This is a genomic window from Niallia circulans NBRC 13626 (assembly GCF_001591585.1).
Taxonomy (GTDB): Bacteria; Bacillota; Bacilli; order Bacillales; family Cytobacillaceae; genus Niallia; species Niallia circulans.
Map to the genome: position 1 here is coordinate 1 of NZ_BCVE01000007.1, position 26,579 is coordinate 26,579.

Below are 26,579 nucleotides of genomic sequence, written 5' to 3' on the forward strand. Positions count from 1 at the left end.
AATTTACCTCTCCGTAATCATTCGGGTTTTACTTGTGGGATACTTGTGTCCCAATCTTTGGTTCCGCTAGGGTACAAACAATTTACCAGCGTCCATCTCCGTCTTCTCCATTGCCATTATTTCCTTCCTTTTCTTTTACTACTTTGAAAAGGGTAGAATCTTTAGGCTGGGTACCATCTTTTTGCTTTTCTGCAATAGCGATTATTTCTGCATAACCAACATCTGCTGCTTTCAAATAATATTGTCCATCCTGCCTAATTACTTCCACTGTATCAGGAGCATTAGACAGAACTTGTTCTATATCTTTATCTGTCGCATTAGAAGGATTAAAGATTAAGAGATCATCTACCGCTATAAGCTTGTCATTTGTTCCAGCACTACGTTCGATTGTATAAACTGGCTTCGTAAATGAAATATTCTCTAGTTTTACATAGGGATCTCTAACATGCACCGGAATCCGCTGTATAAGGTTGGATCCATCTGTCGTCTTCACAATTAATTCAGTCGTTCCTGCTGTATTTCCTATTAGTGTATTTTGTCCAGGAATTAAGCTTGAGATAGATGGATTAGCCACAGCTATATCCAAAGTCTTATTCGTAGCATTATTCGGCTCGATTGTTATCGTAAAACTCTTTGTGCCATCAACGTTTATTTCTATCGGATTAGGCTCGATTGTTATGGAAGTTATCGGCCATGCTATTTTAATCGTTTTTACGATCTCTGTATTATTCGCAAACCCACCAGCTGCTTTAATCGATATTGTATTTTCTCCTGATGTTTCAATGCTGATTTTATCTTTTGGCTTGAACGTTTTCCAGCCAGTACTATCAGAACCGTTATCGATTTTATAAGCATAAGTCACATCTTGTCCTGGTATTTTCTGGGTTAATACAGTATCAATAAACTCTGTTGAAGTAGAACCACTCTTATAATGTTTTTTTGTATCCTGTCCAATTAATTCAAAGTCAGGTAAAAAGTGCAAATATGCTTTACTGTTATCCGAATACGTAATTTCAATAGTTTGATTTTTAGATTCTTGTTCAAATACCATTTCTTTTACAGACTTATTGGCAAGATTATAATCATTTGGATATTCGGTATTAGCTAATTTCTTATTTGTTTCTTGTTCCCTTTTTTCGATTATCCCTGCTGCATCTCCAGTATATTTAATCATCGTAAACTCTTTTAATTGTACTTTCATATTCATTGTTTGCGCAGATGGAGATATAGTTGTGGCATTTATAAACTGGAAACGAGAATCCTTAAAATATAAGTCTGCTCTTGGCATACTTAAATTATTTACAGCATAATTGATCTTATATTCAACTGTTCTATTGATTGTCGAAGGAATAAAACTTCCATTCGAGTAATGAATCTCATTCGGTAAAGTAATAACGGCATATCGACTACCATTTTTTGTAATTTCTTTAACGCTATCTGTGGTGACTATGGATACACTATCTGGTAGTGGTTGTTCGATAATTAAATTAGCTAGCGTGCCACTTACTGTATTATTCACAAGACCAATTGGATTCAACGTGTATTTGACATTAAAATAATTCGTTTTATCTGATGAATTGCTTGTCTTGATTAAATCATTTAGTTCATTTACTACTTTTTCTAACGTCATGGTCGAAGAAAAACTAGCTGGCGCATCCTCTTTTACTTGGATTGTTGTACTTGTTTTCTTTGTTTGCGTATTTCCGTCTAAATCTTTATATTGCAAAGTTATATCATCAAATACATACGTTCCCGTTTCACTAAAAGTCAACGGCAAAGATATATCAATAGAACCTGATGGATCTTGATTGACAGGGAAAAGAATGTCTTTCTTAATAATGATATCTCCCACACTATCTGTTGTTACGTTTGCATTATTACTTAATTTGACCTTGTCACCAAACTTCGAAATATTTATTTTTATCGCAGCTGAAATAGTAGGTGTATTTACTTTTTCCGAAATCGTCTCAAATATTTTTGCAATAGATTGTTCAGATGCTTGTTGGGCTGTTACGCCTGTTGTTTCGGACAATTTATTCAAATAACTCATATCTACTTCCTTGTTTGTTCCAAAACCGATGGAATAGAGTTTATAGTTATTGGCGGCAAGATTGTTTACTTCTGTTTCGATATGAGATTTTATTGCTTTTTCCACATAACTTAAACTTGTTGAAACGATAGTTCCATTGGATCTAACAGCTCTAGCAGTGTTATTTGTATAAATAGTATACGTAACCGTATCCTTAACCTGCTTATTTGAACATGTTTGCCAGAAATAATAATTTGTGCAAACTTTATCTGTAAATGTTTCCTCCATAATAGAAGAAGTTGGTTCGCCATCTGTTAAAAATACAATATATTTATTAGCATTATTATTGCCGCTTGCCAGCATAGATCCCGCTGTTTGAAAGGACTGAGTATAATTTGTTCCCCCAGTTGCAACGAGACGATTCGCTACATTATTAATAGTCTTTAAATTTTCTCTAACATTATCCGCTGAATTATATGCATAAATAGGAAAATAAACCATTTTTTCTTTTTCTACATCCGTTGAAAAGGGAATAAATGCGAATCTATCATATATATTCGGATCTTCACTAAAGTAATCAACAGCCTGTGTAATTGCATTTTTTGCACTTTTAAATTTATTTGGATTATAACCAAGCTCGTCCATCGATCCTGATTTATCGAATACAAATGCTAATTCAATGGGAGAACGATTGCTGCTGGTCACTTTCCCTTCTGGAGTCAAACGAACATCTAAATTTCCTTGTGCTACTCCACCACTAGGTTTTACAATAATATTTTGAGATGGGGTAACAGAAAAGCCTACAGATGGAGTAGTGGCAGATGCATTAGTCTCTGTAGTAGGTAAGATGAATAATAATATCAATAACACGATGAAAAATTTACTAGCTAATTTCGTTCTCCTCATAAAATCGCACCCCTATTTATTACCCTTTTACTAGTTTTATTTTATAAACACAATATTACCATCATTATATCAAGTACTTTTGAACTAGTATAGCCTTTTTATAGGGGGAATAAGTTGCATTCTCTAATCGTTCACGATAAATTCTCCAAAAAAAATGAACTTCACCTAGGAAGTTCAAAGAGCTTTTAATTCATTGTCTTTTCATCCAACTATCCATCAGTTAGATAAAAAACTTTCAGGTTATTCGATCCTTTTTGCAAGAAGCCTTTATTTTACATAACCTGCGACACGATTACGTCCTGCTCGTTTAGCGCCCACATATAATGCTCGATCCGCATGACGAATCAAAGCTAACGGCTCATCCGCATCTACTGGCGCATAAGCTAATCCAAGGGAAGCAGTTATATTTACATTCTTTATTTGTTGACGATCGTCGATATTTTGTTTAATGACAAATGGCCTAGAGGCAATCCTCTTGCGGATAAACTCAGCTAAATCAAATGCTTCTTTATTCTCTATATTGCTTAATAGGATGACAAATTCTTCTCCACCATACCTAGCAACCAATCCGTGGTCACCAATAAGATTTTGAATTCTTTTGGCGAAACCTATTAAAATCTCATTTCCAGCTTGATGACCATATTGATCATTAATCGCTTTAAAATGGTCAATATCCAACATGATGAGCGCAAGATTGTCCAAATTCTTTTCATTCAATTTAGTAAACTGCTCACTTAATATTTTTTCAAAATAGCGGTAGTTATAAAGCTTCGTCAGAGCACACCTCTCACTATTTTCCTTTGTTTTTTCAAAATATTTAGCGTTCTCAAGCGCAATGGCAAATTGGCTGCATAAAAGGTCTAAAACCATTAACTTGATGTTTGCAAATGCCTTCTTTTGTCTGCTTCCCAGCAATAATACACCAATTACTTTATTATTTTTATTTAGCGGCATACAGAGTACACTTTGAACGCCCTCCGGCATATATCCCTTGTTTACGATCTGCCATTCCTGCTTAGAATGGTATACTTCTGCTTTTTTCGACGCCAGCACTTTCCCACAAATCCCCTCATTTTCTTTCATTATTTCAGGTAATAGAGGTAATCTCTCTTGCTGCTCCACACGTGATATCATTTCTAAATCTTCATTCGTATTAACTTGATGAATAAACACGAAATCAACTTTAAATAATTCATAAAGCTTTTCGATAAAAAAATCGATTGTTTCATTTACATACAAATTTTGAGAAAGCTGATGGCCAATCTCTGCTGTTTTTCGTAAATAATCATTCGCCGTTTGACTAGAATGATATAGTTTTAAAATAAGTGATAACGTGATAAATGGAACACCGATTAAGATTAAGGCAGCTAGCCCGATATATTCATACATAAGATATAAAGCGATGCCTACCGGATATGTGATAATCGTTGTGAATATTTCCCACACCAAATCCTTGGTGATAAATCGTTGCTTTCGCTTATAGATAAAGCGAACAATAAAAAATATCCCCAAAGTATTGAGTAAGAGATAGGAAATGAGATATACACTAATTAAAGCAAATGATTTAAAATTTAAGGCAATATCAAATCCATGTCCGCCTCCGAAACTATAGTAAATAATCCCACTAATAAAGGAAACAAGGAAAAACATAATAGAATTCATCGGTAAGCGGAATAGCGACTTCCTATCTAATTTAGCTTGATAGAGTACAGCTAATAATGCGATTTGAACAAGAATGATTTCCATAACTAATCCAAAGATTAAGAAAACAGATAAAGTTGCCCATTGCAGAAAAAACACTGGAATGCCATTTATAATCATCGGCATACTAGCGACAATTGTCATAAATAGTAAAAAAGCAACTAACTCCCAACCCTTATCATAAATTTGCGGAGGATACAATGTATAAGAAAACCACAAACCAAAAGGAAGGAGGAGTGTCCAAACTGTCCATATTAATTTTTTGTAGACTGGGTTAATCATACACATCTCCCCCTCCCTTTTGTATCCATTCATCTATCAATTAAGTTTGTATTTCATCATTTTTATTTACTATATGAAAAGTGAAAACCCCATCATATTCTTAAAATTCCCACATTTTCAGCCTAATAAATATATACTACCTTTTTCTATTCTAATAATCTATATTTTTTTAAGCGATGTAGTTATTTCTGATAATTTTTCCAAAATTCCTTCACTTCCGAAATAAAGTACAAAGATCCCGTTATGAGGAATAGGTCATCTGCTGTAAGCTTTTCCAATTGATTGAGAATAGCTTTCTTCCAATCACTGTTCTGATCCTTTAATGGATGATTACTTTCTTCATATAATGTCTTGCTGCTTGCAGCTCGTGGAAAATCAAATGTAACAAAAGTAATTGTTGTTGCCACTTGATCCAATTTAGCAATCATTTTGTCCGTTTTTTTATCAGAAAGTGCTGCAAAGATAATATGCTTTTTCTTATCTTTATAGCGATTAATTAATACATCTACCAGTGCATCGATTCCTTCTTCATTATGTGCCCCATCTACTACGACAAAAGGATGTTCTGACAGAATTTCCAATCTGCCAGGCCATTTGGATTGAAATAATCCCTTTCGAATACTATCTTCATTTATGGATTCAAAGGTATCCTGCAATAGATGGGCACCCATTACAGCTAGTGATGCATTTTCCACTTGGTGCTTACCAAACATGGTAATCTGTAAATCTTCCCATTTAAAAAATATGGACTTTAATCCAAATGATTCACTAGTAGGTGTTGAATGGTATTTATCTATCATAAAATCTTTATCTAATAGATAGATAGGCGCTTTCCTTTCATTTGCCTGATTTACGATTACTTTTTGAGCACCCTTTTGTCTCACTGCTGCAATAATCGGTGTATCTGTTTTAATAATGCCAGCTTTTTCAAAGGCGATTTTTTCATAGGTGTCTCCTAAAATCGCTGTATGGTCTAATCCTATACTTGTAATAATAGAAAGCAAAGGGGAGATGATATTTGTTGAGTCAAAACGACCACCTAATCCTACCTCATAAATGACAATATCTATTTTATTGATATAAGCAAAATAGTAGAAAGACATCGCTGTAATAATTTCAAATTCAGTTGGTCCGCCAATCTCCATCTGATCCATTTCTTCGACAATTGGTAATAATTTATTTGCTAATACTAAAATTTCTTCGTCGCTAATTGCTATTCCGTTTACACTAATTCTCTCATTAAATTGTTCGATGTATGGAGAGGTAAAGGTTCCAACTGTTAATCCTGCTTGTTGCAGAATATTTCTTAAGTAAGTTACAGTAGATCCCTTTCCATTTGTTCCACCTATATGAACTGTCTTTATCTGTTTTTCCGGATGGTTTAGCTTTTCCATCATCATTTCCATTCTTGTTAACCCAGGCTTTATTCCAAAACGCAAACGAGAATGAATCCAATTTAATGCTTCTTCATAATTATGAAACATTGCTACACCCTCTTATAAGATTAATGATTGCCAGTATATGCTCTAATTAACTTTAACTAGTATTATGAAAAGTAAATGCTTCCTCCATAGAAGAAGGGTGCCTCAAAGGTTTGATAGCGGAGACACCCTTCGTTCTACTATGAAATTAACCTTTTAGTTCATTAATACGCGCTTCCACTGCAGCACGTTTTTCTAAATAATCTTTTTCTTTTGCCTTTTCCTCGTTAATTACTTTTTCTGGCGCTTTTTTTACAAAGCCTTCATTGCTTAATTTCTTTTGAACACGTTCTACTTCTTTATTCCATTTCTCTAACTCTTTATTTAATCGAGCTATTTCTTCCTCCATATTAATTAAACCTTCTAAAGGAAGAATAATTTCAGCACCTGTTACTACAGCCGTCATAGCTTTATCCGGAACAGCAATATCTGTATCAATACTTAATGTTTCCGGGTTGCAGAAACGCTCAATAAAAGATTTATTTTCAAGAAGGGTAGCTTTTACCTCTTCATCTTTAGCTTTTAATAAAATGCTGATTTTCTTGCTCATTGGTGTGTTTACTTCTGCACGGCTGTTACGAACAGAGCGAATAATCTCAACAAGCAGTTTCATATCATTTGCAGCTTTCTCATCTGTGAATGACTGATTTACTTCTGGCCAGTCCGCAACGGTAATCGATTCGCCAGCATGCGGAAGGTTTTGCCAGATTTCTTCTGTGATAAATGGCATAAATGGATGTAATAAACGCATTGTATTATCAAGCACGTACGCTAAAATAGAGCGAGTTGTTAGTTTTGTCGCTTCATCATCACCGTATAATGGAAGCTTCGCCATCTCAATATACCAGTCACAGAAATCATCCCAGATAAAGTTATAAAGGACTCTTCCTACTTCTCCAAACTCATAGCGTTCAGATAGACGTGTCACTGTTTCAATTGTTTCGTTCAATCTCGTTAAGATCCACTTATCCGCAACTGATTTTTCACCTGATAAATCAATCTCATCATACGTTAAACCATCCATGTTCATTAACGCAAAACGGGAAGCATTCCAAATCTTATTCGCAAAGTTCCAAGTAGACTCTACTTTTTCAATACTGAAACGTAAATCCTGACCTGGTGAACTTCCTGTTGATAAGAAATAACGTAAGGAGTCTGCACCATACTTAGCAATTACATCCATAGGATCGACACCGTTTCCTAAAGACTTACTCATTTTGCGACCTTGTTCATCCCGAACAAGTCCATGAATTAATACATCTTTAAATGGTCTTTCCCCAGTAAACTCAAGACCTTGGAAAATCATGCGAGATACCCAGAAGAAAATAATATCATATCCAGTTACTAAAGCAGCAGTAGGATAATAGCGCTTATAGTCTTCTGCCTCTGTATTTGGCCAGTTCAATGTAGAGAATGGCCATAACGCTGAACTGAACCATGTATCTAATACGTCTGTCTCTTGTGTCCAATTTTCTATATCTGCTGGTGCTTCATGATTTACATAAACTTCACCTGTTTCTTTATGATACCAAGCAGGAATACGATGTCCCCACCAAAGCTGACGAGAAATACACCAATCACGAATATTTTCCATCCAGCGCATATATGTGTTTTCAAAGCGATTTGGAACAAAGTTAACTTTTTGATCCTCTTTATCTTGCAAGGCGATTGCCTCATCAGCCAATGGCTGCATTTTAACGAACCATTGGGTAGATAGATATGGCTCTACTACTGCCCCACTTCGCTCAGAATGACCAACAGAATGCATATGTTCTTCGATTTTGAATAAAACACCCATTTCTTGTAAATCTTTGACGATTTGTTTACGACACTCGAAACGGTCCATTCCTTCATATTTACCAGCACGCTCATTCATTGTACCGTCTTCGTTCATTACCAGGATTCTTTCTAAATTATGACGGTTTCCAACTTCAAAATCATTAGGATCATGGGCTGGAGTCATTTTAACAGCGCCTGAACCAAAGTCCATTTCCACATAATCATCCGCAACAATCGGAATTTCTCTTCCTACAATCGGTAAAACTACTTTCTTACCAATTAAATGCTGGTATCTTTCATCTTTAGGATGAACAGCAACACCTGAATCGCCTAACATTGTTTCTGGACGAGTTGTCGCTACTTCAATATAACCAGATCCATCTGCTAAAGGATATTTCATATGATAAAAGGCACCTTGTACATCCTTATAGATTACCTCAATATCAGAGAGCGCTGTTTTGGTAGCTGGGTCCCAGTTGATAATGTATTCTCCGCGGTAGATAAGCCCTTTATTATATAAAGAAACGAATACTTCACGAACTGCTTTGGATAGCCCTTCATCTAATGTGAATCTTTCACGAGAATAATCTAATCCTAGACCTAATTTAGACCATTGGGCACGAATGTGACTTGCATATTCCTCTTTCCATTTCCATGTTTCTTCTACAAATTTTTCACGGCCAAGATCATATCTGCTAATATTTTGGGCGCGCAGCTTTTCTTCTACTTTTGCTTGGGTAGCAATACCGGCGTGGTCCATTCCAGGTAACCATAGTACATCATAGCCTTGCATTCTTTTCATTCTTGTCAATATATCTTGTAATGTTGTATCCCATGCGTGCCCTAAATGCAGTTTACCTGTTACATTTGGAGGCGGGATTACGATTGTATAAGGCTTTTTTCCTTCATCTGGCTTTGCCTCAAAAAATTTGCCTTCTAACCACCAATCATAGCGACCCTTTTCAATACTTGCTGGATCATACTTTGTCGGCATGGAGATTTCTTTCATTTCCATCCTAATTTCCTCCTTATCCTGTTCCTTCGTACTTTTTAAAAGCAAATAAAAAAACTCCACTCGTCTTAAAAGGACGAATGGAGTTTGTTCGCGGTACCACCTTTTTTCCAATACAAAATAGGTATTGGCTCTTTAAAAGATGATATCGGATACTGTCCGTCTTTTACTAATAAGCACACCGTTCGCAAAAGAAGCTCGAGGGCTACCTTCCAATGGGTTGAATAGAAATCTCACAGCAAATGATTTCCTCTCTTTGAAACAACTTACACTGTACTACTCCCTGTCATTGCTTTAATAATTTATTTTATATATGCTATACTACCGAAAATAACTTAATCTCGTCAATAAGGATTGCCTAAATTTTTTAATTTTATTCATTTCCTTTTTTTGTTTGTCTTTACTTTATGAACACGAGAAAAAATGGTGACAATTATAGTACCCAATAATAATAGACCCAAGTTTTTTAATCCTGGGTCTCTGCTTGTTCCGCAGCATCCTGCTGTGCTTTTTTTTGTCTTTCTATCTCATCCACCCGCATGACAACATATTCGGTATTTTTTAAAAGCCAATATTGTTTAAGCAGCTTTTGAACATATTTCCGTTCATTAATGTCTTTCTTATTTGCTTTCATATATTTCTCACAAACTCGAATAACGGGGCCAGGATGAGCTAAATAACTTAAAAATAATAGCATTTCATCGTATTTTAATGGATTATGCTTAAAGTACGTATATAGCCACTCAATGCATTCATCATTCTGCTTCGGTCCAGTTTTTAAGGAGCGTGAGAGAAATGGAAGTAAATCATGACTTGCCGTTCCATACCTAGCTTTTTCAAAATTAGTAAAGTAACCATATCCTCTATCATCATAAAGAAAATGCTCTGATGACAGTTTCCCATGAATAATGGAGACTCTTGCCTTTTCATCTTCTTTCGTTTCCTCATACCATTCTTTTAGCTTTGTTTCCGAATAGATCAACGCCTGCCGAATGTCATGGTAATACAGACAGAACATTAATTCAAATGGTGACATATACTCTTTATTTTCACATAGCTCAATAAAACCATTTAAAAACTCTTGTTCTTTTTCAATATCTAACTGTGTATTTTCAAAATGCTCCTGTCGATCTTCCTTCTCAATTTTCACTTCTTTCGAAGATAAGATATGAAGTCGTGCAAGCTCGCGAAACATTTGCTGATGCTTCCTGGAATAATTCTCTCTTTCCTCATTTGGTAACCATGGCATTAAGTAAAACAGCTTATTGTCATAAAAAATAGCGTATCTTCCATCCACAGCTGGATAGATCGGGACAATCCGATTATATCCTTTTTGATATAGCATTCGAATATGACGGGTGAAATCTGCACCTTGATGAGGATCCATTCGTTTCAAAGCAAAAGTTCCTTTACTACTGTAAATCTTCGCTACTTTTCCGAACTCCTCTACAAAATTCGGTTCGACTGCATATGGCTTCAAAATTGGTGTATACTTCTTTAATATATTTTGTTCATTCATATCCGCCCACACTTTCTCATAAAGTGAAACTGCCATCTTCTCCGTTTCTATCGATGGTTAGTTGACGATTCGGGCATTTATCATATATTCGATTAACAATCGACTCTATTTTGTTTTCCTCCCCAATTCCTTTCACTCTCTTACTGTTTAAACTTCAAGAGCAAAAGACGGTTGAAAAGCCAAGAAAAACAGTCAAGCAGGATTTTCTCCTGCCTGCTGTTTGTGCCCTATTTCTCTACAAAATTCCTAGGAATATACAAAACTTGCCCCTCATAGATATCTTGATTTGCTTCCATGCGATTTTCTTTTAACAATGCATGGATATTTACATTATATCGGTCACTTAATTTTTCTAATGTATCGCCTTGCTGTACAATACAAACTTTCACTTTTGTATGCTTCTCTTCTTCTTTTCTAGCAAAAAACTCTGTAAAAGTAAGAGACTTTGTTTTATTAAAGAAGCCTTTCTTCTTTTTAGGCTCCTCATTAGGAGAAGAAGATGATTCTTCTAGTTCCTCTTCTTCCAAAACAACCTCTTCTTGCTTTACTTCAGTGGAGGATTCGTGATCTGGTTTTTGAAAGACTTCTTCTGCAGAAAATACTTTTTCTTCACTCCGTAATATGGAAACTTTCATCTCTGGCTCTGCAGGAGTAGTCTCATCCTCCTTTCTAACTGCCTCAGAAAAATAAGGGATCTTTGTATGTTCGTTTGTGCTCCATTCATCCTCCTCTTCTGGAGTCTTTCTAACCTCTAACTCGAAGGAAGAGTATAAGTCATCCTCTGTTTCCTTCTCTTCACGCAATTCTTCTAGTAAGGGACTAACAATTTGAAATGGACTAACCGCAATTTCAACAGGTTCTTCTATGGAATCAGTTAAAACGTCCTCCTCCTCTTCCTTCGAATGATCCCGTACTAGTTCCACTTCTTCTGCCTTCTCTTCCACTATTTCTGCCTCTTTTTCCGTATGCCGTGCTACTTCCAACTCTTCTTCTATTTCCTCCGCTATATCTTCCTCCACTTCTTCAGCAGCCAAGCCAGAAATAGTTAAATCAGCCGTTAAATTTAAGCAGCTTCTTTCGGGAAAAACATAATCAAAAGTGTCAATCTCGATTTCCACATCATCAAGACTTGTCACTCTTTCAAGAGGAATCGTAATATCAACAGGGAAATGGTGTAAAAATTCACATACCCCTTCCTCTCTCTCCATTACAGAATGAACTAATTTAGGAGCCTTAAAAACCTCCTCCTCTTCTTGTTCCCCTTCATTGTAGCGTTTGTATTCACCACTAAGCTCTAAAGAGCCTTGAATGATAATATACTGATCGTTCTCTTGGATCGTTATATTGGGATCAAGTGAAATGGAAAGCAGATCTGCTACTTCCTGTCCTTTTTGAAACCAGACGGACTCTTCCAATGAAAACCGTAAAATAGACGAATTTTCTTGAGACAAAGCGACTCCTCCTCTCATTCCTTTCACGTGTATATCACTATTGTCTTTAAAAACTTATGATTATCTGTAACACTTTATGAATATTTCTTTTATTTGTTTGGCTAAGAAAGAATCGAATCTCAACAAAAAATCTTATTTTTCTGAATTTATACACCAAATTGTTAAAACTATTTATACTTCTAGCCGTTTTTTCCCATTATGGTCCGATATAATAAAAGAAGATTTTGTAAGTTAACAAAATTACTTAAATTGGAAATGCAGGAATTCTGCATTTTATTAAAGAGGAGGTTTTATGATGGCTTTTTCTGTGTTAATGTACCACGAAATAAGAAAAGAGGAAGATTTTCAAGCAGCAGAACTACATCCAATTGATGTCAAACAAGCATATAAGGATTTCTTGCCCTCTCCCCTTTTCATTACACTAGAAAAATTTGAACAACAAATGGAGTATTTATTTAACAATGGTTTCCACACTTTATCTTTAGAGGAAGTAAAGGCATATTATGAAGGAGGCAATTCCTTACCCGAAAAATCAATATTACTTACTTTTGATGACTGCTTTCAATCCATCAAAGAATATGCTTATCCGATTCTAAAAAAATATCAATTTCACGCAACAGCATTTGTGGTAACAGGATGGCTGCATGATAACAAACGCATATTTGCAAAAGATAAATCTGTCTGTTTATCTACAAGAGACCTAGAGGAAATGAAAGACGTATTTGAATATGCCAATCACACACATCAAATGCATATACGTACAAGTGAGTCAGAAAGTCTATTAATGACTTCTAGTAAAGAAACTTTTGCCAAAGATCTAGACGAATGCAACGAACATATTCTAATCAACCATAAAAATGTATTTGCCTATCCATTTGGCCTATTCAATGAATCCAATATACTCACTTTAAAAGAAAAAGAATTTAAACTTGCATTCACTTGTGAAAATGGTCACAATGATATGCAGAGTAATCCCCTTTTACTAAAAAGAAATGCCATTCCTTATTTAATAGACTTAGAGGCATTTAAGAAAATTGTAACCATTTAGGAGGAAGATGATGAAAAAAATATGGACACTATCCTTCATACTCGTTTTCGTTTTAATTACTGCTGCTTGTGAAAAGACAGCCACAACTAAAACAGCTAATCCAGAAAATAACACGTCTGAAAAACCATCCAGTGAAGAACTAACTATCGGCATTTTGCCAGCAGAATCAGCAATACCAATTATTTTAGCAAAGGAAAATGGCTACTTTGATAAAGAAGGAATAAAGGTTTCCATCAAATCCTTCTCTGCTCCAACTGATCGAAATGTTGCCATCCAAGCGAATGAAGTAGACGGAACAATCGCAGATGTCATGACAGCAGCAGCTTTTATGGAAAATGGCATAAAGATGAAGATTACTTCTGATATAAGTGAAGATTTTAAAATACTATCCTCTCCAAACTCAGGAGTGACAGAGATGAAAGAGTTAGATGGAAAAAATGTTTCCCTTGTGCCGAATTTTATCTTGGAATATATTATGGATGATTTTGCAGCGAAAGAAGACTTCACTTATAATATCGTGGAAATCCCTTCTTTTTCTAGTCGTGCAGAAGCACTTATGGCAGACAAAGTGGATGGAGTTGTCTTTACAGAACCACAGGCTAGCATGCTAGTCAGCCAAGGTGCTCACCTTTTAGGAAGCTCAACAGATGCAGGAATTAAAGGAGGATCCATTCTATTTTCAGATGAACTAATATCCTCTAAACCAGCAGATATCAAAGCGTTTTATAAAGCTTATAATGAAGCTATTGACTATATGAACAATACAAAAGCAAAGGAATATGCTGATATATTAACTAAATACCAATTTCCTGAAGCTATGAGCAACTATTTAACAACAAAAGAAAGCTTTCCTTATGCAAGTGTAGTGCCAAAAAATTCCTTTGATTCCATTGTTCAATGGACAAAAGAGAAAGGGCAAATTAAAGAAAGCTATTCCTATGAAGATTTAACAGACTTTACTTTGTTGCCAAATTAAAAGGGACAATTTTTAGGAAAACAGAGCAGACTGAATACAAGTATACTTGATTTATTTTGATTACGGTTATTATCATAGTAGATTCTCCTTACTGCGTATTGATTGCATTGATACATGCAGCATATAGGAGAATCTTTTTATTTATACAAGCCCTAAAACGCTCCTATAAGAGTTGTGAGAAAACCAAGCCAAATGTATTCAATCTGCGGGTGATTTCCCCAGCCTACTTTCTTAAATTTAAATGGGGCAAATTATCCCCTTCCCCCTAAACTATATTTATCTCTTTTTACTTATAATTCCAAGGTGTCGTTTTTAATTCTAGTTTATCTAATAAAATAAATAGCAATAAACCAATACATCCTAAGGCTACAATTCCTGCGAACATTTCTTCATAATTCATTTTTGTCCAAGCGCTGATAATATAGTAGCCAATTCCATATGTCGTTGCATAGTTTTCGGCAAAAAATAAGGTTGCTAAACTAATCCCTATGCTGATTCTTATCCCCGTAAATATCGCTGGTAGTATTACTGGAAAAATTAAATAGATAAATTGCTGGAAAATAGATGCCCGATAGCCGTTCATCACTTTGAAATAGCTTGCTGGTATTTGTAAGACACCATCTCTGACAGACAAAATGATTTGAAAAATAATAATCCAAATAATTAACATGATTTTAGACTGGTTTCCTAGACCATACAAAATCATAAATATCGGTAAAAATGCTACTTTGGGAATTGGATATATATAATATAAAAAAGGGGATAGCCAGGTATTAACTCGCTTATTTTTCCCTAAAATAATTCCCACTGGAATACCTATTACCAAAGAAATGAATAAAGCAATGAAAATTCTTAACAAACTAGCTCCTGAATGAAGAAGCAATATATATTTTTCTTGCCACATATAAGTAACTGTTAAAAGCGGGGAGGGGATAGTGTGAGACTGGAGGAGAAAATAGACAGTATACCAAAATAAACCGACACTTATAAAACCTAAGAATAGTTGATTCACGATGATTTTTTTCATAATTTTGTTCATACATGTACCGCCGCTAATCTTTTTCGTACTTCAATACAAGCCTTATAGAAGGATAAATTGTCCTTTGCTCTCTCTACTCTAAATAGCGGATTTTCAATCGTCTCGATATCCCCATTATCTTGTAGCAATAAAATAAACTCCCCCAGAAGGACTGCCTCTTCAATATTATGCGTAACAAACAGTAACGTGGTCTGCCGTTTTTCCACCTGCTCAGCAATTAACTGTTGAATTTGTTCTTTTGTCATTTCATCTAATGTAGATGTTGGCTCATCCATTAACAACAAATCAGGTTTATTAATAAGTGTTCTTGCTAAAGCTACCCTTTGCTGCTGCCCTCCACTTAACTCCGTTGGATATTTACTCTCCATCCCACTTAACCCAACTTCTCTTATTAACGCTGTTACCCTATCCTTTATTTCCTGTTTCGCTTTTCTATTATCTAATTTTAAAGGCATTGAAATAGCATCAAATACATTTAACCAAGGAAAAAGGCCTAAATCTTGAAACATAAAGCCAATATCCTTTTGTGGATGCTGGATTCTCTTCCCATCCATTAATATTTCTCCTTCCGTTGGGTTTAAGAAACCAGCGAGAAGATGGAGAAGTGTACTTTTCCCCACTCCAGACTTACCAATTAAAGCATATGATTTGCCCTTTTCTAAATTCAAATTGATTTTATTTAAGATAGTAGTATGATCATACGTAAAACTAACGTCCTGCATCTTTACAAATGAATCCATGAAAAAATCCCTTCTTGTCCTATTAATAGTTGCATCATAACATACTATTTCCCTTCATAAAGTGGCAAAAAATCGACAGTTCTAGGTAATTTGAACGCATAGAAAGATGGGAACAACTAAAACAGCCTAAAATCCCGATAAATTGCCATGGGGATTTTAGGCTGTTTTATTTTGCTATAACTAATAAGTTATTTTACAGTTTTAATTTAAGCTTTCAACGTAGAAAAAGCTTGTTCAGCAGCAAGAATCGTATGCTCAATATCCTCATCCGATAATGCCGTAGATAAAAACATCCCTTCAAATTGAGAAGGAGGAAGAAATACGCCTTGTTCTAACATACTATTATAAAAGGCTGCAAAGTAATCTAGATTAGATGTTTTTGCACTTTCATAATCTTTTACATCTTCATTAGTAAAGAAGAAACCAATCATAGAGCCAGCACGATTTACTGTAAACGGAATTTCATATTTTGCAGCTGCTGCTTTTAAGCCTTCTTCTAAACGATCCGCTTTTCGGATAAACTCTTTATACGTATCTTTTGTTAATTGCGATATTGTTTCAAAACCTGCTGTCATTGCAAGTGGATTACCAGATAATGTACCAGCTTGGTATATCGGTCCGCTTGGTGCAATTTGGTTCATAATTTCTGCTTTTCCACCATATGCACCAACAGGTAATCCTCCTCCAATTACTTTTCCGAGACAAGTTATATCAGGGGTAATGCCAAAGTAATCCTGCGCGCATCCGTAGTCCACACGGAATCCTGTCATGACTTCATCAAAAATAAGTAATGCACCATATTCTGTTGTCACATCACGCAGTCCTTGCAGAAATCCTGGCTTTGGAGGAACAACTCCCATATTTCCCGCAACCGGCTCCGCAATAATAGCTGCAATGTCTTCCCCATACATAGAAAAGGCATATTTTACACTCTCTAAATCATTATAAGCAACTGTAATCGTATTTGCTGCAACACTTTCGGGCACTCCAGGACTATCTGGTAAACCAAGTGTAGCTACCCCAGATCCTGCTTTAATAAGCAAAGAATCGCCATGTCCATGATAACAGCCTTCAAATTTCAGAATTTTATTTCTACCCGTATAGCCGCGAGCTAAACGGATTGCACTCATTGTAGCCTCTGTGCCGGAGGAAACCATCCGAACGATTTCGATACTCGGCACACGTTCTTTTACAAGAGCAGCAAGCTCGTTTTCAATTAACGTTGGTGCTCCAAAACTAGTTCCTTTTTCAGCAACCTTTTTAATTCCCTCGACTACTCGATCATCAGCATGTCCTAAAATAAGCGGCCCCCATGATAAAACATAGTCAATATATTCATTGCCATCAATATCAAAGATTTTCGAGCCTTTCCCTGCCTCCATAAACACTGGGTTTCTTTTAACAGATTTAAAAGCACGGACCGGGCTATTTACCCCTCCTGGCATTAACTCTACTGCTTCTTTATATGCAGCTTCTGATTTTTGATAGGAACGCATTTAACTTTCCTCCTTTATTGTTCTTTTAACATACGTGCAACATCTTTAGCAAAATAGGTGATAATTAAATCTGCTCCAGCACGTTTCATACTAGTCATAGTTTCCATTATAATTCTATCTTCCTCAATCCAGCCATTTTGTGCCGCAGCTTTTACCATGCTGTATTCTCCACTTACATTATAGGTAACAATCGGCAAATTCCATTCATTTTTCATATCACGAACAATATCTAAATAAGGAAGACCTGGCTTAACAATAAGAAAATCTGCTCCTTCTGCGACATCACTTTCTGCTTCTCTAAATGCTTCCAGACGATTAGCGGGATCCATTTGATAGGCTTTGCGATCGCCAAATTGTGGGGTACTATCAGCAGCTTCACGGAATGGACCGTAAAAAGCAGAAGCATATTTTACAGCATAACTCATAATTGGTATATCAATGAATCCAGCTTCATCTAAACCTTTTCTAATAGCTGCTACAAAGCCATCCATCATATTAGAAGGAGCAATAATATCCGCTCCAGCTTCCGCTTGGCTGACCGCAGCCTTCACAAGCAATTCTAATGATTCATCATTAAGCACTCTTCCAGCTTCAATTACACCACAATGTCCGTGGCTAGTATATTCACATAAGCATGTATCTGCAATGACAATCATGTCCGGATAGTTGGCTTTAATATATTTGATACCTTCCTGAACAATACCATGATCGTGGAATGCTTGTGTTCCACATTCGTCTTTTTCCTTTGGAATACCGAATAATAACACAGATTTGATTCCCAGCGCCTGAACTTCATCCATTTCTTCCTTCAACCGATCAATTGAAAACTGATAAATGCCAGGCATAGAAGAAATTTCAGTCTTGCTATTTTCTTCTTCTGTAATAAAAATCGGATAAATTAAATCATCCAAATGTACATATGTTTCTTTCACTAATGCTCTCATATAAGCAGATTGTCTTAATCTGCGATGACGTTTAAATTCAACCATGGTCTTACCTCCAAATTATTTTGTTAAATACTGCACTAAATGTTCCAGAATACTATCAGTTGTATATGGTTTTGCTGTAATCGTTACATGCATCCCATAGCTGTGCAAAGTTTCTGTTGTGATTGGCCCAATGCTAATCACAATACACCTTTCCACCCTATCAATCAATTGATGTTTTTTGATGATTTGCATAAAATGATGGGCGGTGGAGGAACTGGTAAAAAGCAATACCTCTATATCATTCTTCTTTATTTCATCAACAAGCAGCTCTTCACTCTCTAGTGGGAAATACGTTTCATACAATATAGCTTCATCTACTTGTAAACATATTTTCTTTAATTGCTCTGCTAGAAATTCTCTTGATCTGTTTCCTTTTATAATTAAAACTCTCTGTTTTTTTTCCAGCACTGCTGCAAACTCTGTTGCAAACTGTTCAGCAACAAAATATGTCGGCATAAAATCTGCTTGATACCCATATTCCGCAATAGCAGCTGTCGTCTTTTCACCGATAACGGCTATTTGAGCAACAATGGTTAATTCTAATCTGTGCATTTCTTTAAAAAAAGCATCGACTCCATTACGGCTCGTAAAGACAAGCCAATCATATGCTTTATTTTTTAAAGAAGCAATTACTTCATCTGGAAGTTGTTTTTCTCGAAACGCGATTAATGGTACTTCAACTGGAATACCGCCTAAATCAATAATCTGCTTTGACAAGACACTCGCTTGTTTTTTTGATCGTGGGACGAGAATTTTTTTTCCAAGAAGCTGATTAGCCATCGATAATATTCTCCTCTTTCAATCGATCAATCAAGCCCTTTGCACCTTTGTCTGTTAAAATGGCTGCTGCCTGCTCCCCTACTTCTACTGGATTTTCTCCTGATACTTCTTCCTTATATATCTGTTTCCCATCAGGTGAAATAACTAATGCTGTTAATGACACTTCATTTTCTTTCACTTGTGCAAATCCTGCGATCGGAACTTGGCAGCCGCCTTCCATACGCTGTAAAAAGGCTCTTTCTGCATAAACAGTACGCGTCGTATCTTGGTTGGACAGCTTGCTTAGAAGTTCTAATACCTCTTTATCATCTTCACGGCATTCAATAGCAAGGGCACCTTGACCAACTGCCGGCAAGCAGACTTCAGGCTCTAAAAACTCTGTCACTACATCACTTGTCCATCCCATTCTCGCTAACCCAGCAGCAGCTAATATGATGGCATCATATTCTTCTGTTTCTAGCTTATTTAGACGGGTATCTATATTTCCGCGTATCCATTTGATTTCAAGGTCAGGACGAACTGCAAGTAATTGAGCACCTCTTCGCAAGCTGCTTGTCCCAATGACTGCCCCTTCTCTTAAATCTTTTAAAGAGATATGATTTTTACTAATCAAAGCATCTCGATAATCCTCACGCTCAGGAATACAGCCAATGGTTAATCCTTTTGGAAGCTCAGCCGGCATATCTTTCATACTGTGAACAGCAATATCAATTTCCTTATCCAGCATACTTTGCTCGATTTCTTTTACAAATAGCCCCTTTCCTCCAACCTTGGATAAAGTGACATCGAGCACAACATCTCCCTTTGTAACCACTTCCTTCACTTCAAATTCAAAAGAAGAATCTAATTTCTTCAGCTGATTAATTACCCAATTCGTCTGAGTAATGGCAAGCTTACTTTTCCTCGAACCAACAATTATTTTACGCATAAAAGTACCTCCAACATTTCCGTTATGTAGTCTTCCTTTTAATAATGAAAGGTGGAAAAATTACCTACTAACAAGAAATTAATTAACATAATTAAAAAACTAGCAATATTTAAGAGGGCAATATTTTTCCCCCTCATTTTTTGGGAAACTCGTAAATACAAAAAGCTGCTATAGACGAGTAACACAATAAAGGAGCTGATTATTTTCGGATCATACCAGAGAAAATCTGGTTTTTGAATAATGGCCCATTGCACCCCAAGAATTAAACCAATTAATAATAATGGTACACCAAACACACTTAATAAGTAAGATATATGTTCTAGTTTGGCTAAATCAGCGATCCGCATAACTCTCCTTCCCCATTTTTTCTGTTTCAATAAATCATATTGTATACAATAAAGAACAGAAAGAATAAAAGAGATCGTAAACATACCATAGGCTAAAAGGGCTGCTGTTACATGAATGAACAGTAACTCAGAAACAACCTGTTCCGCATGAGTTATCGCAGAATCGCGTGCAGGCGCAAAAGTATGTATTGCCATAACAATAAATCCGACAACATTAGTAAAAAACACAATAAAATCAATTTCCAACCACTTATTTATTACCAAAGAAAAGGTTACCAATACCCAAGAATAAAAGTATAGTCCTTCCATAATTGTGAGAATCGGAAACCTATTCATCTCCATTATATAGATAATTAGGAAAGATGATTGTAATATCCAGACAAATAAAAGTAACCAGAAAGCGACTCGATTTGCTCTCTGGTTATTATGCATAAAATCAAAAAAATATAATAGCACAGATAACGCATAAAGAATAATCGTGAATTCATGGAGCCTAGTCATAAAAATATCCTGCATCAACGCTTCCCCTTCGAACATAAAAGATCATAATACCAAGTTTTTTAACTTAATATAACTCTTATTTCTGTAACCCCATCTATATTTTAACCTAGGAAAAGGAAAGTGAAACTCTGCCCCGACAAAGTTTATTATCGGCTGATTAAAGGAAAGGAATCAAGTGCTTCATTCACACACAGGATAAGCCCTCCAATCATTATCACCATCACACTTGAATAGATGGCTGTGCAATTGGAGAAAATGCTTCTTTTTCTTCTTTCCTTCCTATATCGTTCACTTCTTTCGGTGCATCGGCTTCTAAATTAAAGATTTTCATAAATAGCTGCATCGATTGATCTGCATCAGGTTGAGCCGCTAATTCCTTCGCTTGAAGAATTGGATCTTTTAGCATTTGATTCACAATGCTCTTCGTATGCTTATTTAAAATCTTTCTTTCTCTTTCAGTAAGGTTAGGCAGTTTTCTATCTAGACTTTTCATTGTTTCACTTTGAATAGCAAGTGCCTTCTCACGAAGAGCAGAAATGACCGGCACCACCCCTAATAAGTGAAGCCATTGATTAAACTCGATAATTTCTGCCTCTATCATGATCATAATCTTTTCTGCTACTTTTAGTCGTTCTTGCAGATTTGCTTCTACAATTCCTTCCAAATCGTCAATATCATAAAGGAATACGCTATCTAACTCCGCGATTTCCGGATCTAAATCTCTTGGCACAGCAATATCAACCATGAATAGCGGATTTCCTTTACGAATTTTCTCCACAGCCTTCATCATTGCCTTTGTAATAACAAATGTATTGGATCCAGTTGAACTAATCACAATATCTGCATCTATTAATGCACATTGAAGTTCATTCATTGGTTTGGCCTGACCTTCGAAACGATGAGCAAGAACTTCCGCCTTCTCAAATGTGCGATTTATCACAGTTACGTTTTTTGCTCCATTGCTATACAGATTCTGAATAGCAAGCTCGCCCATCTTTCCTGCACCTAATATAAGGACATTCTTATTTAGCAAGGTCCCAAATATTTTTTTCGCCAATTCTACCGCAGCATAACTTACAGAGACAGCGTTCGCACCAATGTCTGTTTCTGTATGTGCTTTTTTCGCAAAGGTAATAGCTTGCTTAAATAACTGATTAAATACCGATCCAGTCGATTTAATGGATTGCGCTGTTAAGAAGCTAGTTCGTATCTGCCCTAAAATCTGTGTTTCTCCAACAACCATGGAATTTAAGCCACATGTCACTTGGAATAAATGGTTTAATGCACCATCTTGTTCATACACAAATAAATAAGGAACAAACTCTTCTTGTTCCAATTGAAACCACTCTGCTAAAAATTGTTTGATATAATAGCGACCAGTATGAAGCTGATCTACTACTGCATATATTTCCGTACGATTACATGTTGATATAATCACATTTTCTAAAATGCTTTTTTTATTTTGTAATTGATTCATAGCTTCCCCTATTTGCTCTGAATCAAATGTTAAACGTTCACGAATTTCTACTGGGGCCGTTTTAAAATTTAGTCCGACAGCTACTATATGCATTTCTTTATGACACCCCCAAAGTAAGTTAGTACCTAATTTTTCCAATCGAATATTTTTAAACCCTTTATATAAATGGATTAAATTATAATAATTATTAACATGTAGTTATTATAACAAAATCATTTCAAAAATGGGTAACAATTTGCCTATTAATTGTGAACAAATTGTGAATTCATATGGTAAGATATAGTATTGATAATAGAAAAAGAATTATACTTACGTTATTTACTATAATAGTTTGTACTTCTTTTGCAAAATTATCGTTATTTTATTCGTTTTTTTTGTACAATATAGCACTTTACTCATTGTACAGTAACAAAAATCTTCTATGTATTCAAGCTTAGTTTTTTGGAAGTGGAGGAAATAATGAAAACACAAAAATGGTTCTCTGGTATCGTATTAATCGGTTTTGGAATTTATTTTGTCTTAAAGGAATTTGATATTACTATTCTACCCAATCTGTATACTTGGCCAACCCTGTTAATTATCATTGGAATTGCTTTTCTTTTTCAAGGTTATGGGGGAAAGGATTATGGCGTCATTTTGCCAGGTGTGATTTTAACTGGCTTTGGTTTACACTTTCACTTAGTGAATAAACTTGCTATTTGGCCTGATCATACGGGCACTTTTATTCTGATTATCGCCCTTGGCTTTATTCTTCAAAATCATAAAACAGGTCATGGCTTATTAAATGGTCTTCTTTTTCTTTTGTTAGCTGTTCTTTTGCTCTTCTATCAAGAAATTCTTGGTTCGCTAACATTCTTAAAGATAAGTCCTCACACGTTAAATAATTTAATACCTATTTTATTCATTATCCTGGGGGGATATTATTTAGTTTCGAAAAAGGGGAAATAAAGATGTTCATACATAGTGCAGGGTGTCTTTCAGGAAAACTCACTGCCTGATTTCCTCTTCGCTTTCCGCGGGTCGGAAGTTCTATAGGCTGGCTAATCAGGAAAATATTTCATTTATACACAAATAAAAAAAGCGACTCACTTTTCAACCTTACTAGCTGATGTGAGTCGCTTTTTTTATTTATTAGCTAAATGCTCTAGTAATGACCACACTTTATCTTTTCCTTCTCCAGTTTCAGAAGAAAATAGGATAAGGTAATCATCTGCACTTAGTCCTAATGTTTCTTTTGTTACCTTTAAATGTTTTTGCCATTGAGATTTTGATATTTTATCGGCTTTTGTCGCAATTACCACACATGGAATCCCATAATGCTTTAAAAAGTCGTACATTAAAATATCATCAGCAGTTGGCGGATGGCGAAGATCCGTAATTAAAACTACTGCTTTTAATTGTTCTCTTGAGGTGAAATACGTTTCCAGCATTTTTCCCCATGCTTCTCGTTCCTTTTTCGAAACTTTTGCATATCCATAACCAGGTACATCTACAAAGTGCATGATTTCATTAATTAAGTAAAAATTTAATGTTTGTGTTTTCCCTGGTTTCGAGGAAATGCGAGCTAACGCTTTTCGCCCAAGCATGCGATTAATGAAAGAAGATTTACCAACATTCGATCTACCCGCTAAAGCAAACTCTGGCAGATTTCCTTCCGGATATTGATTGGGTTTTACGGCACTAATTACTATTTCTGCTTGATTTACTTTCAAAGATTTACACTTCCGTTCAACGCGTGTTTTAATACTTCATCTACATGTGAAACAAGGATAAAGTCTAGTTCTTCTCTTACACTTTCAGGAACATCATCGATATCCTTCGCATTATCTTTCGGGATAATAATTGTCTTTAATCCAGCACGATGAGCACCAAGAGATTTTTCCTTTAATCCTCCAATTGGAAGAACACGGCCTCTCAATGTTACCTCTCCCGTCATTCCAACCTCTTTCTTGATTGGCTTTCCAGAAAGAGCAGAAACAAGTGCGGTTACCATGGTGATTCCTGCAGATGGACCATCCTTTGGAACAGCACCTTCTGGAACATGAATATGAATATCATATTTCTCATGGAAATTCGCATCAATGCCCAGTTCTTCCGATTTAGAACGTATATAGCTGAATGCCGCTTGGGCAGATTCCTTCATTACATCCCCTAATTTTCCCGTCAAGACTAATTTACCTTTTCCCGGTGCCAAGGATACTTCAATTTGCAAAGTATCACCGCCAACTGTAGTATAGGCAAGGCCAGTTGCTACGCCAACTTGATCCTCTTCCTCTGCTTGACCATAATGAAAAATTGGCTTACCTAGGAAATCCTCCACATTTTTAGCTGTAATAACGACTTTTTTCTTCTCAGCTGTTACAATCATTCTTGCTGTTTTGCGGCAAATTGTAGCTAATTGTCTTTCTAAAGTACGTACTCCCGCTTCTCTAGTATAGAGACGAACAATTTTCTGGAATCCATCTTCTCTAATTTGGAGCTGTGCTTTCGATAATCCATGATCTTTAATTTGTTTAGGCAATAGATGATCTTTCGCAATATGAATTTTCTCGATTTCTGTATATCCAGCTATCGAGATAATTTCCATTCTATCACGTAATGGACCAGGAATGGTAGCTAAATTATTAGCTGTTGCGATAAACATAACTTTCGATAAATCATAAGTTTCTTCAATATAATGATCACTGAAGTTATGGTTTTGTTCTGGATCAAGTACTTCTAGCATAGCCGAAGAAGGATCACCGCGGAAATCATTAGACATTTTATCAATCTCATCTAATAAAAATACTGGATTAATGGTTTCTGCTTTTTTCATTCCTTGAATGATTCTTCCTGGCATCGCTCCAACGTAAGTTCGTCTATGCCCTCTAATTTCTGATTCATCACGCACACCACCTAAAGAGATGCGGACAAAGTTACGATTTAAAGAACGAGCTATCGAACGAGCAAGACTTGTTTTCCCCACTCCAGGAGGTCCTGCAAGACAAAGAATGGGTCCTTTCAAAGAATTTGTCAGCTTTTGTACAGCTAAATACTCCAATACCCTTTCTTTTACCTTTTCTAAGCCATGGTGATCGTCATTAAGGATTTTTTCTGCCTTAATAAGATCCAAGTCATCCTCTGTTGCATTGGTCCATGGTAATGCCAAGAGCCAGTCAATATAATTGCGGATGACAGAACTTTCTGCAGAGGTGGAAGGAATTTTTTCATAGCGATCTAATTCTTTTAATGCAGTTACCTTTACATGGTCTGGCATACCAGCCTCTTCAATTTTTTCAAGCAGTGTACTGACTTCGCCAGTTTTGCCATCTTTGTCGCCTAATTCTTTTTGAATGGCTTTCATTTGTTCGCGTAAATAGTATTCCTTTTGTGTTCTTTCCATTGATTTCTTTACGCGCTGACCTATTTTCTTTTCGAGGTTTAACACCTCTTTTTCGTTTTGAATAATGTCGATAACATAATTCATTCTCTGCTTATTATTTAAAGTTTCTAAAATTTGCTGTTTTTCTTTTAATTTAATCGGTAGATGGGAAGCAATGATATCAGCCATTCTTCCAGGCTCTTCCATATCGGAAACAGCTGCATATGTTTCATGCGATATTTTTTTAGAAATTTTTATGTATTGCTCAAAATATTGAAGCATTGTTCTCATTAATGCTTCATCTTCTACGTCTTTGGTAGTTTCTTCTTCAAACAAACGTAGACTTGCAGCAAAATAACCATCTTCCTCTATCAATTCTTCTAATTCTGCTCTTTGTACCCCTTCAACAAGAACTCTAATTGTTCCATTTGGCAGCTTTAACATTTGCTTTACCTTTGTTAAAGTTCCCATTTTATATAGATCCTCTTCTTCAGGTTCATCTATATCCATATCTTTTTGCATTGTAAGAAAAATTAAATGGTCTTCTACCATTGCTTTTTCGAGAGCTTGCACTGACTTATCACGACCAACATCTAAATGAAGCACCATCGTTGGATAAACCAGCAAACCTCGAAGCGGCAGGAGGGGGACTACTGTTTTTTTATTTTCCTCCATCACGTTGCACCTCCAGCTTTAAAAATCTCTTTCCTTATATCGCCTATTTCTAATCATTATTT

General features: G+C 35.8%; 19 protein-coding genes and 1 other annotated feature. Of the genes, 3 read left to right on the forward strand and 16 right to left on the reverse strand.

The annotated features are described in order from the left end of the window. Positions 1-82: 82 nt before the first annotated feature. The 6 genes from BCI01S_RS10595 to spoVID form a co-directional block, all read right to left on the reverse strand. Positions 83-2,935: a vWA domain-containing protein gene (locus tag BCI01S_RS10595; RefSeq protein ID WP_061798656.1), complete on the reverse strand. Its 2,853-nt coding sequence runs from the start codon at positions 2,933-2,935 to the stop codon at positions 83-85. Between the two features lie 267 nt (positions 2,936-3,202). Then, on the reverse strand, positions 3,203-4,918 hold the full coding sequence (locus BCI01S_RS10600) for a sensor domain-containing diguanylate cyclase (protein ID WP_053215746.1): 1,716 nt from the start codon (positions 4,916-4,918) through the stop codon (positions 3,203-3,205). Positions 4,919-5,100: 182 nt separating this feature from the next. After that, positions 5,101-6,402 carry a bifunctional folylpolyglutamate synthase/dihydrofolate synthase gene (locus tag BCI01S_RS10605; protein WP_061798658.1) on the reverse strand — a complete coding sequence of 434 codons (1,302 nt, stop codon included), beginning with the start codon at positions 6,400-6,402 and terminating at the stop codon, positions 5,101-5,103. A gap of 145 nt (positions 6,403-6,547) precedes the next feature. Further along, positions 6,548-9,193, reverse strand: coding sequence for a valine--tRNA ligase (locus BCI01S_RS10610; RefSeq protein ID WP_061798660.1), 2,646 nt, complete (start codon positions 9,191-9,193; stop codon positions 6,548-6,550). A 66-nt stretch (positions 9,194-9,259) separates the two neighbouring features. Beyond that, positions 9,260-9,489, reverse strand: a binding site (T-box leader). Positions 9,490-9,656: 167 nt separating this feature from the next. Next, a complete protein-coding gene (ysxE, locus tag BCI01S_RS10615) occupies positions 9,657-10,745 on the reverse strand; it encodes a spore coat protein YsxE (RefSeq protein WP_235844482.1) in 1,089 nt (362 codons plus the stop codon). A 191-nt stretch (positions 10,746-10,936) separates the two neighbouring features. Next, the gene (gene spoVID / locus BCI01S_RS10620) at positions 10,937-12,160 is read right to left on the reverse strand and encodes a stage VI sporulation protein D (protein WP_047943577.1); all 1,224 of its coding nucleotides are present in this window, start codon (positions 12,158-12,160) and stop codon (positions 10,937-10,939) included. Positions 12,161-12,452: 292 nt separating this feature from the next. On the opposite strand from spoVID, the gene BCI01S_RS10625 reads away from it, so the two are divergent. Then, positions 12,453-13,208 (forward strand): polysaccharide deacetylase family protein, encoded by a 756-nt coding sequence (locus BCI01S_RS10625; protein ID WP_235844483.1) that lies wholly within the window; start codon positions 12,453-12,455, stop codon positions 13,206-13,208. Between the two features lie 10 nt (positions 13,209-13,218). Continuing rightward, on the forward strand, positions 13,219-14,184 hold the full coding sequence (locus BCI01S_RS10630) for an ABC transporter substrate-binding protein (protein WP_061798664.1): 966 nt from the start codon (positions 13,219-13,221) through the stop codon (positions 14,182-14,184). 286 nt (positions 14,185-14,470) lie between these two features. Here BCI01S_RS10630 and BCI01S_RS10635 read toward each other — a convergent pair whose 3' ends face one another. The 8 genes from BCI01S_RS10635 to hemA all read right to left on the reverse strand — a co-directional run bounded on the left by BCI01S_RS10635 (position 14,471) and on the right by hemA (position 22,574). After that, on the reverse strand, positions 14,471-15,223 hold the full coding sequence (locus BCI01S_RS10635) for an ABC transporter permease (RefSeq protein ID WP_235844484.1): 753 nt from the start codon (positions 15,221-15,223) through the stop codon (positions 14,471-14,473). After that, on the reverse strand, positions 15,220-15,963 hold the full coding sequence (locus BCI01S_RS10640) for an ABC transporter ATP-binding protein (RefSeq protein WP_061798666.1): 744 nt from the start codon (positions 15,961-15,963) through the stop codon (positions 15,220-15,222). Before BCI01S_RS10640 ends, BCI01S_RS10635 begins: the two co-directional genes overlap by 4 nt. A 206-nt stretch (positions 15,964-16,169) precedes the next feature. Beyond that, a complete protein-coding gene (gene hemL / locus BCI01S_RS10645; protein ID WP_061798668.1) occupies positions 16,170-17,459 on the reverse strand; it encodes a glutamate-1-semialdehyde 2,1-aminomutase in 1,290 nt (429 codons plus the stop codon). 14 nt (positions 17,460-17,473) lie between these two features. Further along, a complete protein-coding gene (hemB, locus tag BCI01S_RS10650) occupies positions 17,474-18,448 on the reverse strand; it encodes a porphobilinogen synthase (protein ID WP_047943572.1) in 975 nt (324 codons plus the stop codon). Positions 18,449-18,463: 15 nt separating this feature from the next. Beyond that, positions 18,464-19,228 carry a uroporphyrinogen-III synthase gene (locus tag BCI01S_RS10655; protein ID WP_061798672.1) on the reverse strand — a complete coding sequence of 255 codons (765 nt, stop codon included), beginning with the start codon at positions 19,226-19,228 and terminating at the stop codon, positions 18,464-18,466. Further along, the gene (hemC, locus tag BCI01S_RS10660) at positions 19,221-20,156 is read right to left on the reverse strand and encodes a hydroxymethylbilane synthase (RefSeq protein WP_061798674.1); all 936 of its coding nucleotides are present in this window, start codon (positions 20,154-20,156) and stop codon (positions 19,221-19,223) included. The genes BCI01S_RS10655 and hemC overlap by 8 nt, the downstream gene beginning before the upstream one ends. 38 nt (positions 20,157-20,194) lie before the next feature. Then, the gene (locus tag BCI01S_RS10665; RefSeq protein WP_047943569.1) at positions 20,195-21,019 is read right to left on the reverse strand and encodes a cytochrome C assembly family protein; all 825 of its coding nucleotides are present in this window, start codon (positions 21,017-21,019) and stop codon (positions 20,195-20,197) included. Positions 21,020-21,224: 205 nt separating this feature from the next. Further along, a complete protein-coding gene (gene hemA, locus BCI01S_RS10670; protein WP_061798676.1) occupies positions 21,225-22,574 on the reverse strand; it encodes a glutamyl-tRNA reductase in 1,350 nt (449 codons plus the stop codon). 366 nt (positions 22,575-22,940) lie between these two features. Between hemA and BCI01S_RS10675 the strand changes: the two genes are divergently transcribed. After that, positions 22,941-23,429: a LiaI-LiaF-like domain-containing protein gene (locus BCI01S_RS10675; protein WP_061798678.1), complete on the forward strand. Its 489-nt coding sequence runs from the start codon at positions 22,941-22,943 to the stop codon at positions 23,427-23,429. Between the two features lie 176 nt (positions 23,430-23,605). Here BCI01S_RS10675 and yihA read toward each other — a convergent pair whose 3' ends face one another. After that, positions 23,606-24,193 carry a ribosome biogenesis GTP-binding protein YihA/YsxC gene (gene yihA / locus BCI01S_RS10680; RefSeq protein WP_047943566.1) on the reverse strand — a complete coding sequence of 196 codons (588 nt, stop codon included), beginning with the start codon at positions 24,191-24,193 and terminating at the stop codon, positions 23,606-23,608. Beyond that, positions 24,190-26,517: an endopeptidase La gene (gene lon, locus BCI01S_RS10685; RefSeq protein ID WP_047943565.1), complete on the reverse strand. Its 2,328-nt coding sequence runs from the start codon at positions 26,515-26,517 to the stop codon at positions 24,190-24,192. Before lon ends, yihA begins: the two co-directional genes overlap by 4 nt. Positions 26,518-26,579: the final 62 nt, after the last annotated feature.